Genomic DNA, 13,956 nt, shown 5'->3' with positions numbered 1-13,956 from the left:
TTACCTCACCTCCCTTGAACTACCCGTACCCGTTAATGTCTTCAGACTATTGCCCAATACATCAAACGCACGAACAACCAGCAACAATGCCAGTCCCGGGAAAAAGGCAAGCCACCACATGCCAGCAGATAAATATCTCATCGACTCTGACAAAATAATTCCGATGGCCGGTTGTTGCGGGGACAATCCCAGCCCCAGAAACGTAATGGCTGCCTCATGCAGAATCGCATGAGGGAAAATTAACAGCACGCCCACGAACAGCTGCGGCACTAAATGCGGCAGCATATGCTGCACGGCAATGCGCAATCGAGATCGGCCCAACTTATGTGAAATCTGAATATATTCTGCGGATTTCAGTTGAATCATCTCCGCTCGGACAATCCGAGCCAGATTCGGCCAGTGCGTCAGCGCGATCGCTGCCGCTACTCCTGCCAGACCTCCACCGAATACAAAGGCCAGCATGACCAGCGATACCAGATGAGGCACACTCAGGAACAGGTCGATGATCCATGAGATTACCCGGTCAGCAGCCTTGCTAGAAGCCGCCCCCAGACCCAGCAGTAGTGCGATCAGTCCGCCACCACAAGCTGCAAGCAATCCCACTTGAATGCTGGTTGCCAATCCTTTTAACGTGCGCATGAACATATCTCTTCCGAGCCAGTCTGTGCCAAATGGATGTGCCCAGGCAGGAGCCAGGTTCCGATCCATTAATGAGGTTAGGGTAGAACCAGCGGGAAGCAACCTACCCGTCAACCACACGATGACAATCCAGATCAAGGCAAAGCTCCCCCAGATCACAGCCCTTTGGCGAGGATTGCGAAAAGGTTGGTTGCTGATACCCGTATGAATGTTGTACCGTACCTCTTGATTTGTCGTTTTTACTTTCTGTACTTCGGCTGTTTCTGCCATCTGCTCGGAGGAGCGTTCTACCATCTGTTTCATGACATCAGCTCCTCCTTCATCCGTGGATCGATCATACGATAGAGAATATCGGCCACCATATTACCTGTAAAAACAAAAATTGCACTGCACATTACAAGTCCGAGCAGCAGTGGTACGTCACCGCGCAACCCCGCCTGGACCGTTGCCTGACCCAGTCCGGGGTAAGAGAATACCTGTTCCGCAAGCACAGCTCCCCCAAACAATTCACTGAATGAAGCAAACTGCAGTGTGATAGCCGGCAAAACAACATGTCTGAACCCATGTCGACGAAACAGCTGAAATCCACGCTCACCCCGCGCTCTCGCGAACAGAATATAATCTGACTCGAGCACATCGGTGAGCTTCTGCCGAGTATGCAAAGCGATGGAAGCTACCCCGGTCAAACTAAGGGTCAACGCTGGCAGAATCATATGAATAGCCCGATCTCCCCATGTCACCTGATCAGCCGACATCCCTGCGGGTACTCCAAGCCCAACCGGAAGCCATCCGAGCCATACCCCAAATACCATGAGCAGCAACAGCGCAATCCAGAATACCGGCGTGGAGGCCAGTGTATAACAATACCAGCAGATCAGGCGATCCAGCTTCGAATCCCGTCTCATGGCAGCAACTACGCCAAGAGTGAACCCAATGATGCCGGATAGAAGCCAGGCTACAGCCATAAGCGCTACAGAATTCATGAATCGCTCCTGAATGATATCTGCTACAGGTTGTCTGTAAATCATTGATGTTCCCAGATCTCCCTGAATCAGCGCTTGTCCCCAGGTTAGCAATCGTTCTGTAGGGGATTCATTCAATCCCCATCGTTCTTCGATAAGACTGCGCTGTTCGGCGCTTACCCGGATCATGTCTCCACCAATGTAGGCCTCGATCGGGTCCACAGGAGAGAATTGCATTAATATAAAAGACAATACACTGACTCCAACCAATAGAGATAAGAGTCGCAATATTTTAAAACCAATAAATCTGGCCCATCCATCCCTGCCCGTCATCCCAATCTCTCCCCAATTCAGGCTAAAGCTCATCGCTTCGTTTCCTACTTCGTACTGTTATCCCACGACCATTCCTCCAGATTGGTTGTCACCGGCCAGCCGTGACCATGGGGATGGATCTGCTGCTCACCAATATTCAGGCCATTCGTAACCAGATACAGATGATCTATGTTCACGAGCCACGCCCATGGCGCATCCCCCTGATAACTGAAACCTGTTGTTCCATCCCATTCCGCTTTCTGCCAGAACGGTAATGCTTCTTCTTCACTGGTTGCCTGAAGGGCGTTCTCCATCCATGAATCCACAACAGGATTACTGTACAGTCCCACATTGTAATATCCTTCTCCCTTGTGGGTGCTGCTATAGAGGTTATAGGTCTCCAAGGGATCATGGCTGCCCCAGCCAAATAATACCGCGTTGGAGTATGCCATCTTTTTTGTGTCTTCACGGCTTTTGCCCTCAACATTGATTTTGATTCCCGCTTGGGCAACCATATCCGCAGCAGCCAGCGCCAGAGATTGTCTTGTTAAATCACCTGCAAAATAAAGCAGATTGAATTCGGCCTTAACACCGTTTTTCTCGACGATACCGTCACCATCCGCATCTACCCAGCCACCAGCGGCCAGAATCTGCTTCGCTTCTTCGAGATTGGCATCCGTAAATACAGCTTTCGCATTGCTCCAAGGCAGATCATCACTGACGGAATACGCTGGACGACCGTACCCTTCCAGTACACCCTCAACCAAAGCCTCACGATCAATCACAACATTCACCGCTTGGCGAATCGCCAAATCGGCCGTCACATCATTTCCTACGGGAAGACCCTCGCCCGATTTGGCACCAGCAGGTTGCATGGGGAACATGATGCCCCGGTTATCTACACTCTTCACGGCCTCCAATGTCATACCATTCACCTGTTGCTTGCTAAATGCTGCCGGAATAGCAGCAATATCTACCGTACCTGCCTGCGCAGCGGCGTAGGCTGCATCTTCATCCAGGTACAGGAATGTAAGTTTGTGGAACATGGACTTGTTTCCGTAATATTCTTCATTGGCCTCAACGATGGCCTGTTGTCCTTTGTCCCACTGAACCAGCTTGTACGGTCCTGATCCGACTGGATGTTCTGCATAATCGGCACCATAGGCGTGTTCAGGTACAATGCCAAGTGTCGTCAGCAGACTGATGAATGTAGACTGCGGCGACTTCAATGTGAATATAACCGTGCTATCGTCGGGTGCCTGCACATCAGCCATATTCGTCAAATCAATCACAGACCCACTCTGAGCAGCCGTATCAAACGTAAATTTTACATCTTCAGCCGTAAGTGGCTCCCCATCAGAGAATTTTACATCCTTCCGGAGTGTAACCGTCCAGGTCAGCCCATCTTCACTAACTGAGTATGCCGTAGCCAGATCGTTAACCAGTTGCAGCTTGGCATCCCGCTTCAGCAAGGTACTCTGGAAAAGTGGTGACCCATATTGCCCCCATCCGGTTGTTGGATCAAACCCGCCTTCCGGCTCGGTGCCAACGGCCAGCACCAATTCATCTTTGGTTAAGGCTGTACCTGATTGTCCATTCTCTGCTGATGAAGCTGTTGGCGCTGTGCCCTGTGCACAACCAGATAATCCAATGGAACATATAAGCAGGATCCCTAATCCTGTTCTAACTTTTCGTTCTCCCCATCTCCATGAAAATCCACCCATACTGGTCGTTCCCCCTCTTCATTTGTGCTACCCTCATTCATTTCGTGTTACTTTTTACAGAAATTGTAGCACAAAATACAAACCATATGTCAACAAAGTTAACTTCATAATCCATATATTTTCATATTTCAGATGAAAAACCTGATATATATATTATTAAGGATCTCATTCACCCTCTAAAGTCAGGTATTATAACAAATAACAAAAAAACAGACGGTTGGTATCTAACCAACGGTCTGTTTTGATTACATTCGCTATTTTTTTTGAAAATCGTACTCGTAATTTTCCTAATCTGCAGATCGATTATGATGATGATTGTGAGTATGACCATGCTGACCCGGATTAGGGTCCTGACCGTGATTATGAGCATGAGCCAGTTTATTGAGTTCATCCACATAAGTCACGGACAGTTCCGCATACAGTACACCTTTTTGCACCTGAATCTGTTGATGAAGATGACGCAGCCGTCCGAGGTTTCCCCGTACAGCAATAACTTCCAGACACTGGTCATGATTCAGATGCACATGCATATTGGAAATGATGTCATGATGCGCCTCATGCTGAAGCTCCATTAAGCGAATAGGAAGATCACTGACATGATGATCATAGACCATCACAATAGTACCAGCCACATCCTGATCGGATTGCAGTACGGAGGGTTGAAGTAATGTTTTTCGAACAAGGTCACGGAAAGCCTCGGATCGGTTTTTGTATCCCTGTTCCTCAATATACTGGTCAAACTGCTCAATTAGAGGTGTAGGAAACGCCACCCCGAACCGGGTCAAATCTTCTTTGTCTGCCATGCTTCTCCTCCTGCGCCCTCATTTGCTTCGAGTGTACCACAGACTTGTCTGCTCATCGACTATACTGTTGCATAAAACGTACAGCCGATTGCATTGCCTGTTGTCCAGCTTCACTCTCCAGATCAAATTGATAATCATGTCCCAGCTTCTCCGAAGAGGTTGAGAAAAACAAGGTTTCCGCATCGACATCAAGGCGCTTCAAGACTTGCGCCAGTTCAACCGATTGACTGGTCAACGGGTCATCATTCCCTGAGGTAATAAATGCAGGCGGGTACTCTGTTGTGGCTTGAAGCACAGTCGACATTTCATCCAAACGTGGATAGTCTTCAAATGTTTTGATTCCTGTATATGACCAGAGAAAGGTCCGTATGAGCGGAAAACCTGTATTGGCTACGGTACTCAGATTATAGGGACCACAGAATAGAAGAACCCCGCGTAACTCTTCCGGATCAACGGTTGGCATTATATTCATCAGCTTAGCCAGAGATGGATTTGTCACCACGGCTGCGGTCTGACTTGCAATCTGGGCACCGGCCGAATTGCCTGCGAGAAATATGTTCTCCGGGTCACCCTGAAACTCATCGGCATGGTTCTTCACGTAAGTCAAAGCCTGATTCGTCTGAATCACGGGAATTGGATATTTCGTATCCGGTGCGAGCGCATAATTCATACTGACGACAACATAACCCTGTTCGGCTAGTTGTATCGCATAATCTGCAATGTCCTCCTTGTCACCCAAGACCCATCCACCGCCATGAACCCACAGCACTACAGGCAAAATTTCCGTTGTTACGGAAGGATAATAGATATCCAGCGTACTGTCATTACGACCTTCGTCTGCATAGGGTACATCCGCAACATGAGTTATTCCATCCGAGATCATAGCGTCCTTGCGGTTCGTGTCCCGACTAGCAGTCTCAATGAATGATTTTAGTAAAAATACCGTTATTTTGGGTGTCCATTGTGTACCAACTCCAATAAAACCCATGATCAAGATTAGTACAACGCTGGGAATCCAGTACCGTTTACGTATAAAACCTCTCGTCCCCGCACGTTTCTTTTCCAACTTTGGCTGCAACAGCTTCACCTCATTTCATCATCATTGAAGCGTCTTTACATCTAAAGTGATGTACGTTAGGGATTGAACCGGGTTTCCTATTATTTGGGTCTCTTGGCGATTTCCTGTCTGACTTTCACGTATGTAGTGGATACTTTTTGCTCCAGTGTGTGGATATGTTGTTTTGAGCCTGCCCACTTCTCCGCTGCAGAAGCCAAAGCGTTCAATGAGCTGAGTACACGTGACGGTTGGCCTTGCTTCGCGCTCTGTTTGAACTGTTGCAGGGCGTTCGCATATCGTTCTTTCACCAGACTCGCCTGCTTTTTAGCCGTTTGAATCTGTTTCTTTCCCGAGTCGGCCCCTGCTAGCATAGCTCGTAAACGTTTTATTTCAGCGCTCTTCCGTTTACGTGCTTCAGCAAGTTCCTTCTTCTTGATCCGGATGTCTTCTCTGGCAAGCTGCACAACCGGTCTCAGCGTCTCTGCTTGTGTGCGGATTGCGGCACTCCATTCCTTATTTTTGATGGCTTTGGCTGCATCCAACTGTCTATTGACTGAACTATAGAGGGCGAATAGTGGTTCATATCGGGCTTGGGTTTGCTTTACCTGTTCAGCTAGAGCTGCGACCTTCGCGTCATCAGTTTGTCTTATTTCTACACGTAATCGCTCCAATTCCGCGGTATTGGCGGCATGAAGTGTCTTTATTTTTTGTTCCCAGGCCTGCTCTTGAGCCTTCCAGTTCCCTACTTTCTCGTACGCTTGCTTCAACGTTAACTTGGTTTGTCCATCGGCCTTGTTCAGAACGGTATCCCATGCTTTCTGCGCTGTTACCCCAAGATCAATGCTCGCAGCCTCGGCTGCCGAAGCAAAATCCACCGTGCCCACGCTGAACAGAATCACAAGCCCTAGGAGAAAGCGTGACTTCACTATAAGATGGGTGAATGATCGCAATTTGTTACGTTGGACTTTACTTTGATCCATCATACGACTATCGCTACCTCCTATTGGGGAAGGACAACATACTGTTCCCTCCTGATCAGTTATCATTTCCTTCCACGCTCCTGTTTGCATGCATTCCTACACCCTTTCTTCAAAATAGTTGGAAGATATTAAGCTGCCTGATCCTCTGTGCTGTGCATTTCGAGCAAATCCACCCCCTTTCCTCGCAGCAGAAACAGCTAACGATATCTGCGAACGACAAAAAAGCACCCGCAAGTCAGGCATTTGCCTGCTCTTACGGGTGCTTCCCTCATAAGCCGTTCCAATATGAGATTCGATTGATCAAGTCGCTCGAAGCTTGCTTTTTCTAATATATTCCATCGATTGAATAAGGTCAAGTAGATCTGGTCTCACTGGTTGAATATCCAAACCTTCGATTAACGTGAGAACCCTTCCCGCTTATAGTTAACAGCTTACAGCTCAGTTTTATTGATTGACCAAAATAGCTTTCATTTCCTCGGTCAGATCCTCTTCTTTCAGCATCATATAGATGTTCTCGCCACGAGTTACATTCAACTTGATCTGATAGATGGTATCTTTCTCTGTTAGATAACCCGACCGTTGACGATTGAGTAGATCGCTAATGATTTTTTTGTTTTTGGTCGCGACCTGCTTCTTGATGCTAAGACTCCCATCGATATATTCTGACTGCGGAGTGGCCCACTGAAGCGAACCCGGACTGTTGATCTCTTGCTTCACAAACTGAGCGGAGACAATCTCGTCTGCTTGGACAAGCAACTGATCGTATAATTTGTTCTCCTTCAGCCAAGTCAACACCCGATCATAGCTAGGTTTGATTTCAAAATTCCACATCTCTTTCGGTTGAAATGGATCTTTTGAAGACGAATCCTGATTCATCTCCGCGTAGGCAAACGACTGCCACGGGGAGCGCTGTTCTTCATAGGTCTGATCCAAAATGTCCTGTTTCAACAATGCTTTGAACTCACGGACTTGCTCCGGATTGCTAATATAAACCTTCCGGTATGAACTTATGGCAGAGCGAATGCCGAAACTTAATGCATCTTCATCCAGCTTATACGTTTCAAAGGCGACTCTTTTGTAATCCTGGGACTGTTTCAGAGCCATTAATTCCTGATGGAATTCGGCTTCTGGAATATAGTATTTACGTTTCATCACCTTACCGTTATCCAGCTTGTAGTTAATAAATACATACTCATCGTTACGCATACCCGAATTGATTGGGTCATTCAGTAAGGGAAGATCGGAATCCACAATTTTTTGATGAAGAGCGATAACTGCCCCCATGTATTCCGGATCATTAGAATAGAGGTGAGCATCGTCCTTTTTCTGACTGACACCGTTACTGTAGGTATAACTCTCCCCACCAAGCTTGATGCTGTTCACCTTGCTCATTTCAGGCACTCGAGCGGCGTATCCATTCCAGTCGGCAATAGGCACGTACAGTATCAGACCAGCGATGATACCATATAGAATCAGCTTGGGTAGCAGCCTGCTTCTCCAGATCAGCCATGTTTTGCGAATAATCATCTCGGCAACGATATAACCTACAATTCCTCCGAGGATATATCCGAAGATTCCCCATCCAGCTGATCCTCTTGGAGCAATCATTGTAAAGTAACCTCCGCCAATCAGAACCAATGTAAACATCAATCCAAACCGGAATATAGGTTTTATAAGCTTAAACGTAACTGCTTGAGTAGCAGATTCAACCTGTCTCTTCGCATAAAGCACATAAGTTAGAGGAATAAACAGGATTGCAAATATCCCATAGATAATTAATTCCTGACGGATTACAGGGAGGATACTGATCGAACCCACACGCAGGACAAGTGAGAGTTTCTCCGCATTAATACCTACTTTATCATAAGCATATCCGAGCAAATAATGCTGGAGATGAAGTGACATAATGAACCACACGACAACAGGTAACAAGAGGAGCGCGTACACGGTGAGCCCCTGCAATACAGATTGCCCGATACATATGCCGACCACCACAGTGAGCATGAACATAAATAGCGAGTAGATGCTCATACTCAAACCCCACATCCAAATTGTACTGCCATCGAATAGAAAAGCCGGTTGATCCAATACTGCCCATACCCAGCCGGTAATCGCAGTTGTAATCCAGATCGGAAGCAGGATCATGCCATATCCCGTCAACAGATTCACCGTTAACAGATGTTTACGACGTAACGGCAAACTATGGAACAGATCCGAAGGTGCACCGGATTGAACATACCGGAAAAGAAAGATACCTGCAGCTACTGGTAGTGTAATGGCGAATAGAATCTGCACTTCACCATTAGCCTGAAACAAACTTGTAATCTGCTGTGGCACATCTCTGTACTCGGTAGCGATATATAGCGGAAGTGAGAACAACAATGTGATGAGATATAAAATACCTATCCATCCATGCTGTCTGAAATTTTGGATCAGGATGCCCCGGTTACAGAACAATCGGTTGAATATCATACCCTGCGTCCTCCATTTCATAGATAAAGATTTCTTCTAGTGTAAGTGGCAAAACATCCAGCAGATACGGATCATGTATACGGAATTGATCGGTTACCTGTTGTCGGTTGCCTTTGACAATATACAGGGATACGCTTCCCCGTTTCTCTTCATGCAAAATATCAATCTGCTCCTCCATGGCTTTGGCATGGTCCGGATGGCGGAAAGCAACTTGGATTTTATGCGTATCCGCCTTCAGATCATCGAGATCCTTTTCTACTATAATTCGGCCTTTATGCATAATCGCCACATGGTCACATAGATCTTCGATCTCACGTAAATTGTGGGACGAGATGACAATGGTTACTTGACGCTCAGCTGCTTCCTGGAACAGCAAGTTTTTGATCTGCTGGCGCATGACCGGGTCGAGGCCGTCAATCGGCTCATCCATCAACAGCACTTCAGGCATACAGCTAAGTCCCAGCCATACGGCTGCCTGACGGCGCATGCCTTTGGACATGCGATGCAGCTTGCGTTTTACATCCAGTTTGAACACGGTCGACAGTTGCTTGAACCGCTCCTCATTCCAGCGCGGATATACGGAACGATAAAATGCAGCCATCTGAGTAATTGAAGATTGCGGGAAAAAGTAGGGCGAATCTGCCATGAAAATTGTGCGGCCTTTGAGATCCATATTTTCATAAATTTCAGTATCCTCGATACGAACAGTTCCGCTGTCCTGACGATAAATGCCAGCTATCATTTTGAGCAGCGATGTCTTGCCTGCCCCGTTGGAGCCGAGCAAACCATAGATCGATCCCTTATGTATGTGCATCGTTACGCCATCCACTGCCTTCTCCTGTTCAAACGCTTTGACGACTTGATTCAGCTCAATCATGAGGCTCCTCCTTCTCTATACGGGCCATCGCTTCCTCAAACAAAAGCGTCATATCCGCTTTGGTCAAACCAGAATACGAAGCTTCTGCAATCAACTTCACCAGAGACTCTCTGATCTCATCTCTCATGGCTTCATTCGGATGTTCCACTGACGATGATACGAAGCTCCCTTTTCCCTGCAAAGAATAAATGTAACCTTCACGTTCAAGCTCACGATACGCTTTCTGAATCGTATTTGGATTCACCGTCAGCTGCGTGGATAACGCACGAACGGAAGGAAGCTGCTCGTCGGGCTTTAGAATACCGTATACGATCATTTCTTTGACTTTGTCCACTAGTTGCTCGTAGATCGCCTTACGGCTGCGTACATCTAATTCGAACATCCCGCACCTCCTCTCTGTAAATGTGTGAAACAACCTATGAGTTTAAATGACTGTATCTGAGGTGTATGTGTAGTTATCTAGGTGTAAAAAGGCATTACCTAAGTTGTACAGCTGTACGTATTCAACCCTTAGGTGTATTAACTGTACTACTATTATTAATACAGTTAAATCAGATTGTCAACCGTTGACTTTGACTTCTTGTTTTATTGGGAGTACGTTAATAAAGAGAGGTTATATGGTTTATTTGACATATCAAATGATTGGAAGCAAGTTCATTTCGACTTAGGACGGGGCACGATCAGATGGCATTCACATGAGGTTAGGCAAAACGGCTATCTGAAGCGAAGTGGCTAGATGTGGCTACTTGAAGTGATACGGCTACCCAAAACCTTTTGCTGACCACTTTTGATAGAATTACATGCAAAGGTTGTTCAGGTCTTTCCCCTTCCGTTATGATGGAGATAAAATTATGTTCAGTGATCACTATGTCTTTGTTACTTTTTTGTGCGCGTTTAATCTGATTGATTGTTAGGTCTGTTATTCGTTATATATGTTGTGTTGTGTTGTGTTGCGTTATAGACCTATTGTCTGCACAAACGGTTAGCCTTACAGCAGACAGCTATATTAGAGTTAGCAAGACTGTGTATTTACTTTAAATTCGGGTTTGCACACTAGAGCTATTATGCAGTGGTCGAGTGTAGACTGGGCCCGTTATTCATTTGGCTTTTTGGTCTAAAAATCCGAAGGTCTATATATGATTCACGTTGAATGGGTCGGGCAGACTCCAGCCTTTTCCATCGTTTATCTGTTCGTTTGGAGGGCCAACTCGTGATGTCCGCACTGAGCATACATATTGTAGATATGTCTTTCAAAGGGTGGACACGGACATGAGAAAGTAATCCGAAATTGATATTCTACATATAGATTATTTTTAATTTTATATCTAAAAACATCTATATGTAGTGCTTCATTTTCTTGGATGGATATAGTCTCTTTTTAGAAAAAGTGTCCACTCTTTGAAAGACAAAATTAAGATAAATGTCCTTTTATAGTGGACAAATATATCCCCGAATTCCATTTATATAAGTTGAACTTTACATTTACAAGGAAATATACAAGGCAGTAATAACCCGAAGAAGTGTAACTAGAAGCTTGCTGTAAGAAAGATACTATGGAGGCATATGTTACGCTTCTAATACCTCACAAGGAGAATCGGCGATGAATGAACATAGACAGGATGAAGATCAGAATAATAAACCAAACGCATCATTCGAAAATAGTGGACACCACGGGGATTCAACTGGGGAAATAAACACTTCAGATATAAGTCCGGTACAAGCAAATTCATCACAACGTGTGTTAATTGTAACCGCGGTTGATGCGGAGAAAGATGCGGTTCTCCGTGGTTTGGGAGACACGGGCGCGGAACGATTTGATGTCATCACTGCGGGCGTTGGCCCAGCCTCGGCCGCAGCAGGTACAGCCGCTACATTGGCATATGCCGTAGCGGCTGCAAGCACGAGTGCGTTGGCGCAGGGTTCCACCGCGTCAAGCACATCCGATGTGGCACAGACATCTGCCACATCTTCAAGGCCGGGGCCCCTTGCCGGAGCCGGATCTTCACCAGCCTACATGCTGGTGATCAGTGCCGGCATCGGCGGCGGGTTCCCCGGCCGAGCAGACGTCGGCTCCCTCGTGGTAGCCGACGCCATGGTTGCCGCCGATCTGGGCTCGCAGACGCCAGACGGCTTCCTTCGTGTGGACGAGCTCGGATTCGGCTCGTCCATTGTGGCGGCGGACGCGGAGCTTGCCGCTCGCCTGCGCCATGAGCTGCAGCGGGCCGGGCTCGCTGTCAGCGGAGGCACTGCGGTCACCGTGTCCACGGCGACCGGAACCGCGGAGACGGCCGCGGAGCTATTGCGCCGCGTGCCGGATGCTGCCACCGAAGGCATGGAAGGCTTCGGCGTGGCAACAGCTGCCCAGCAGTTCGGCGTGCCAGCACTCGAACTGCGGGCCATATCCAACGCGGTCGGTCCACGCGACCGCGACGCTTGGCGCATCAAGGATGCCCTCGATGCGCTTCAGGCTGCAAGTTCCATTTTACGGGAGGTTATTACATCATGAAAATTGCATTTTCCCCTTGTCCAAATGATACATTTATCTTTCACGCGTGGGTGCACGGATTGATTCCGGGCGCACCTGAGCTCGATGTCCGTTATGCTGATATTGATATTACCAATGGCCTGGCGGCGAATCCCGATGGACCAGATACACCCGAAGTGATGAAAATATCTTATGCAGCACTGCCATACGTGCTGTCTGACTATGCTCTGCTACCCGCTGGAGGCGCACTCGGCAGAGGATGTGGTCCGCTGGTTCTGACTGCTAACGGTACCACGGATCCCAGCTATCTGTCTGGACGGCGGGTTGCTGTGCCGAGCGAGCGCTCAACAGCTTATCTATTATTCCGTCTGTGGGCAGCACAAAATGTTCCTGGCGGTGTAGGCGAAATTGTTGTCATGCCATTCGACCAGATCATGCCTGCTGTTCGAGACGGCAAGATCGATGCCGGACTTGTTATCCATGAAGCACGCTTCACGTACCAGAACTATGATCTCAAGCTGATGACGGATCTCGGGAACTGGTGGGAAAGCGACACAGGTCTTCCGATCCCGCTTGGAGCGATCATCGCACGTCGCAACATGGATGCTCACGCCCTCGCCGGCTGGGCACGTGCCTCCGTTGAATATGCATGGGCGCACCCGGATGAGTCGAGAGCATACGTTATGGAACACGCCCAAGAAATGGACCCTGACGTAGCTGCACAGCATATTGGCCTGTATGTTAACGAATTCAGCGCAAATCTGGGTGATGATGGTTATGGTGCGATTACTGCACTTCTTGGGCGTGCCATGAAAGAAGGGCTTGTTCCCGAATTCGATCTTGATTTGTTGCGAATCTAACATGTATTTATTTAAACATTTAATTTTTTTCAGCTAGGTCCGTACGCTCTATATCTAACGAACCCTAGGCACCTTATTCAGCCGAATATCATGCTACAAAAATTCTAACGAATCCCAGACACTCTATTCAGCTGGAAATGGGCCATATCGCCGACCAACTCGCTTAATTCCATACAATAACGCTTCTACGATTCGTTAGAAATTGGTATGTGCGTATTGCCAGCGAATAGCGTGTGCTCGGTTCGTTAGAGTCCTGCATAGGGTGCCTTCGGGGATAGAAATTTCTTAGCTAGCCAGGATGATCGTAGTGTCCTAGTGACTTGTTTTTTTTAGGATTTGGGTACTTAGGGTTAGTAACGGTCGTACTCAGGATGTTCAAGAATCGGAGTTTGCCCGCTAAACCGACCACACCCTATTTCACCGATCTCTACTTTCTAACAAAATCTATGAACCATACCTAGTCTGCGGTTTGCGGTTTGCGGTTTTTAAAGTCTACTTTTTAACTAGGCGAAATACTTGCATCTAGATACTTTCTGCAAACTAGTAATCTCACTAACCATTTTGGACTACACACGACATAGAAAGAGCTGTCCCCTAACGTCAGACTTATGACGATGGGACAGCTCTTTTTGACTTTATATTTCAACTTCATATTTATACTCATATCTATCACTTTACCCAACCCAAGATTGAAGCAGAAAGAAACCTATCTCCTTCACTCCTTCCCAATCCACTGCTCTCCCTTTCACAACTGTGGTCTACGAATCCAACCGTCAGCTACAATT

The 13,956-nt window shown here is 47.2% G+C and carries 11 protein-coding genes; 2 read left to right on the top strand and 9 right to left on the bottom strand.

Annotated elements, in window-relative coordinates; all coding sequences use genetic code 11:
- From WFI24_RS04575 to WFI24_RS04535, 9 genes are all read right to left on the bottom strand, one after another.
- Entirely contained in the window at window positions 1–942 is a 942-nt protein-coding gene (locus tag WFI24_RS04575; protein WP_336759113.1) for an ABC transporter permease, read from the bottom strand.
- On the bottom strand, window positions 939–1,934 hold the full coding sequence (locus WFI24_RS04570) for an ABC transporter permease (RefSeq protein WP_336759633.1): 996 nt from the start codon (window positions 1,932–1,934) through the stop codon (window positions 939–941). Before WFI24_RS04570 ends, WFI24_RS04575 begins: the two co-directional genes overlap by 4 nt.
- Before the next feature lie 44 nt (window positions 1,935–1,978).
- The gene (locus WFI24_RS04565; protein WP_336759112.1) at window positions 1,979–3,637 is read right to left on the bottom strand and encodes an ABC transporter substrate-binding protein; all 1,659 of its coding nucleotides are present in this window, start codon (window positions 3,635–3,637) and stop codon (window positions 1,979–1,981) included.
- 287 nt (window positions 3,638–3,924) lie between these two features.
- Window positions 3,925–4,440 carry a nickel-responsive transcriptional regulator NikR gene (gene nikR / locus WFI24_RS04560; protein ID WP_336759111.1) on the bottom strand — a complete coding sequence of 172 codons (516 nt, stop codon included), beginning with the start codon at window positions 4,438–4,440 and terminating at the stop codon, window positions 3,925–3,927.
- A gap of 52 nt (window positions 4,441–4,492) precedes the next feature.
- On the bottom strand, window positions 4,493–5,518 hold the full coding sequence (locus WFI24_RS04555; RefSeq protein WP_336759110.1) for an alpha/beta hydrolase: 1,026 nt from the start codon (window positions 5,516–5,518) through the stop codon (window positions 4,493–4,495).
- Between the two features lie 80 nt (window positions 5,519–5,598).
- Window positions 5,599–6,480 carry a hypothetical protein gene (locus tag WFI24_RS04550; RefSeq protein ID WP_336759109.1) on the bottom strand — a complete coding sequence of 294 codons (882 nt, stop codon included), beginning with the start codon at window positions 6,478–6,480 and terminating at the stop codon, window positions 5,599–5,601.
- 441 nt (window positions 6,481–6,921) lie between these two features.
- Window positions 6,922–8,949: a hypothetical protein gene (locus tag WFI24_RS04545; protein ID WP_336759108.1), complete on the bottom strand. Its 2,028-nt coding sequence runs from the start codon at window positions 8,947–8,949 to the stop codon at window positions 6,922–6,924.
- Window positions 8,924–9,826 carry an ABC transporter ATP-binding protein gene (locus WFI24_RS04540; protein ID WP_336759107.1) on the bottom strand — a complete coding sequence of 301 codons (903 nt, stop codon included), beginning with the start codon at window positions 9,824–9,826 and terminating at the stop codon, window positions 8,924–8,926. The genes WFI24_RS04545 and WFI24_RS04540 overlap by 26 nt, the downstream gene beginning before the upstream one ends.
- Complete coding sequence (locus tag WFI24_RS04535) at window positions 9,819–10,208, bottom strand: GntR family transcriptional regulator (RefSeq protein WP_036606399.1); 390 nt, start codon at window positions 10,206–10,208, stop codon at window positions 9,819–9,821. Before WFI24_RS04535 ends, WFI24_RS04540 begins: the two co-directional genes overlap by 8 nt.
- Window positions 10,209–11,426: 1,218 nt before the next feature.
- Between WFI24_RS04535 and WFI24_RS04530 the strand changes: the two genes are divergently transcribed.
- Together WFI24_RS04530 and WFI24_RS04525 are read left to right on the top strand one after the other, a co-directional pair.
- Complete coding sequence (locus WFI24_RS04530; protein ID WP_336759106.1) at window positions 11,427–12,332, top strand: futalosine hydrolase; 906 nt, start codon at window positions 11,427–11,429, stop codon at window positions 12,330–12,332.
- Complete coding sequence (locus tag WFI24_RS04525) at window positions 12,329–13,171, top strand: 1,4-dihydroxy-6-naphthoate synthase (RefSeq protein WP_336759104.1); 843 nt, start codon at window positions 12,329–12,331, stop codon at window positions 13,169–13,171. The genes WFI24_RS04530 and WFI24_RS04525 overlap by 4 nt, the downstream gene beginning before the upstream one ends.
- The last annotated feature ends 785 nt before the right edge of the window (window positions 13,172–13,956 follow it).

This window comes from Paenibacillus sp. USHLN196, assembly GCF_037144955.1.
Taxonomy (GTDB): Bacteria; Bacillota; Bacilli; order Paenibacillales; family Paenibacillaceae; genus Paenibacillus; species Paenibacillus xylanexedens_C.
The sequence above is the reverse complement of the archived record's forward strand: the minus strand, read 5'-3'. Positions and strand labels throughout refer to the sequence as shown.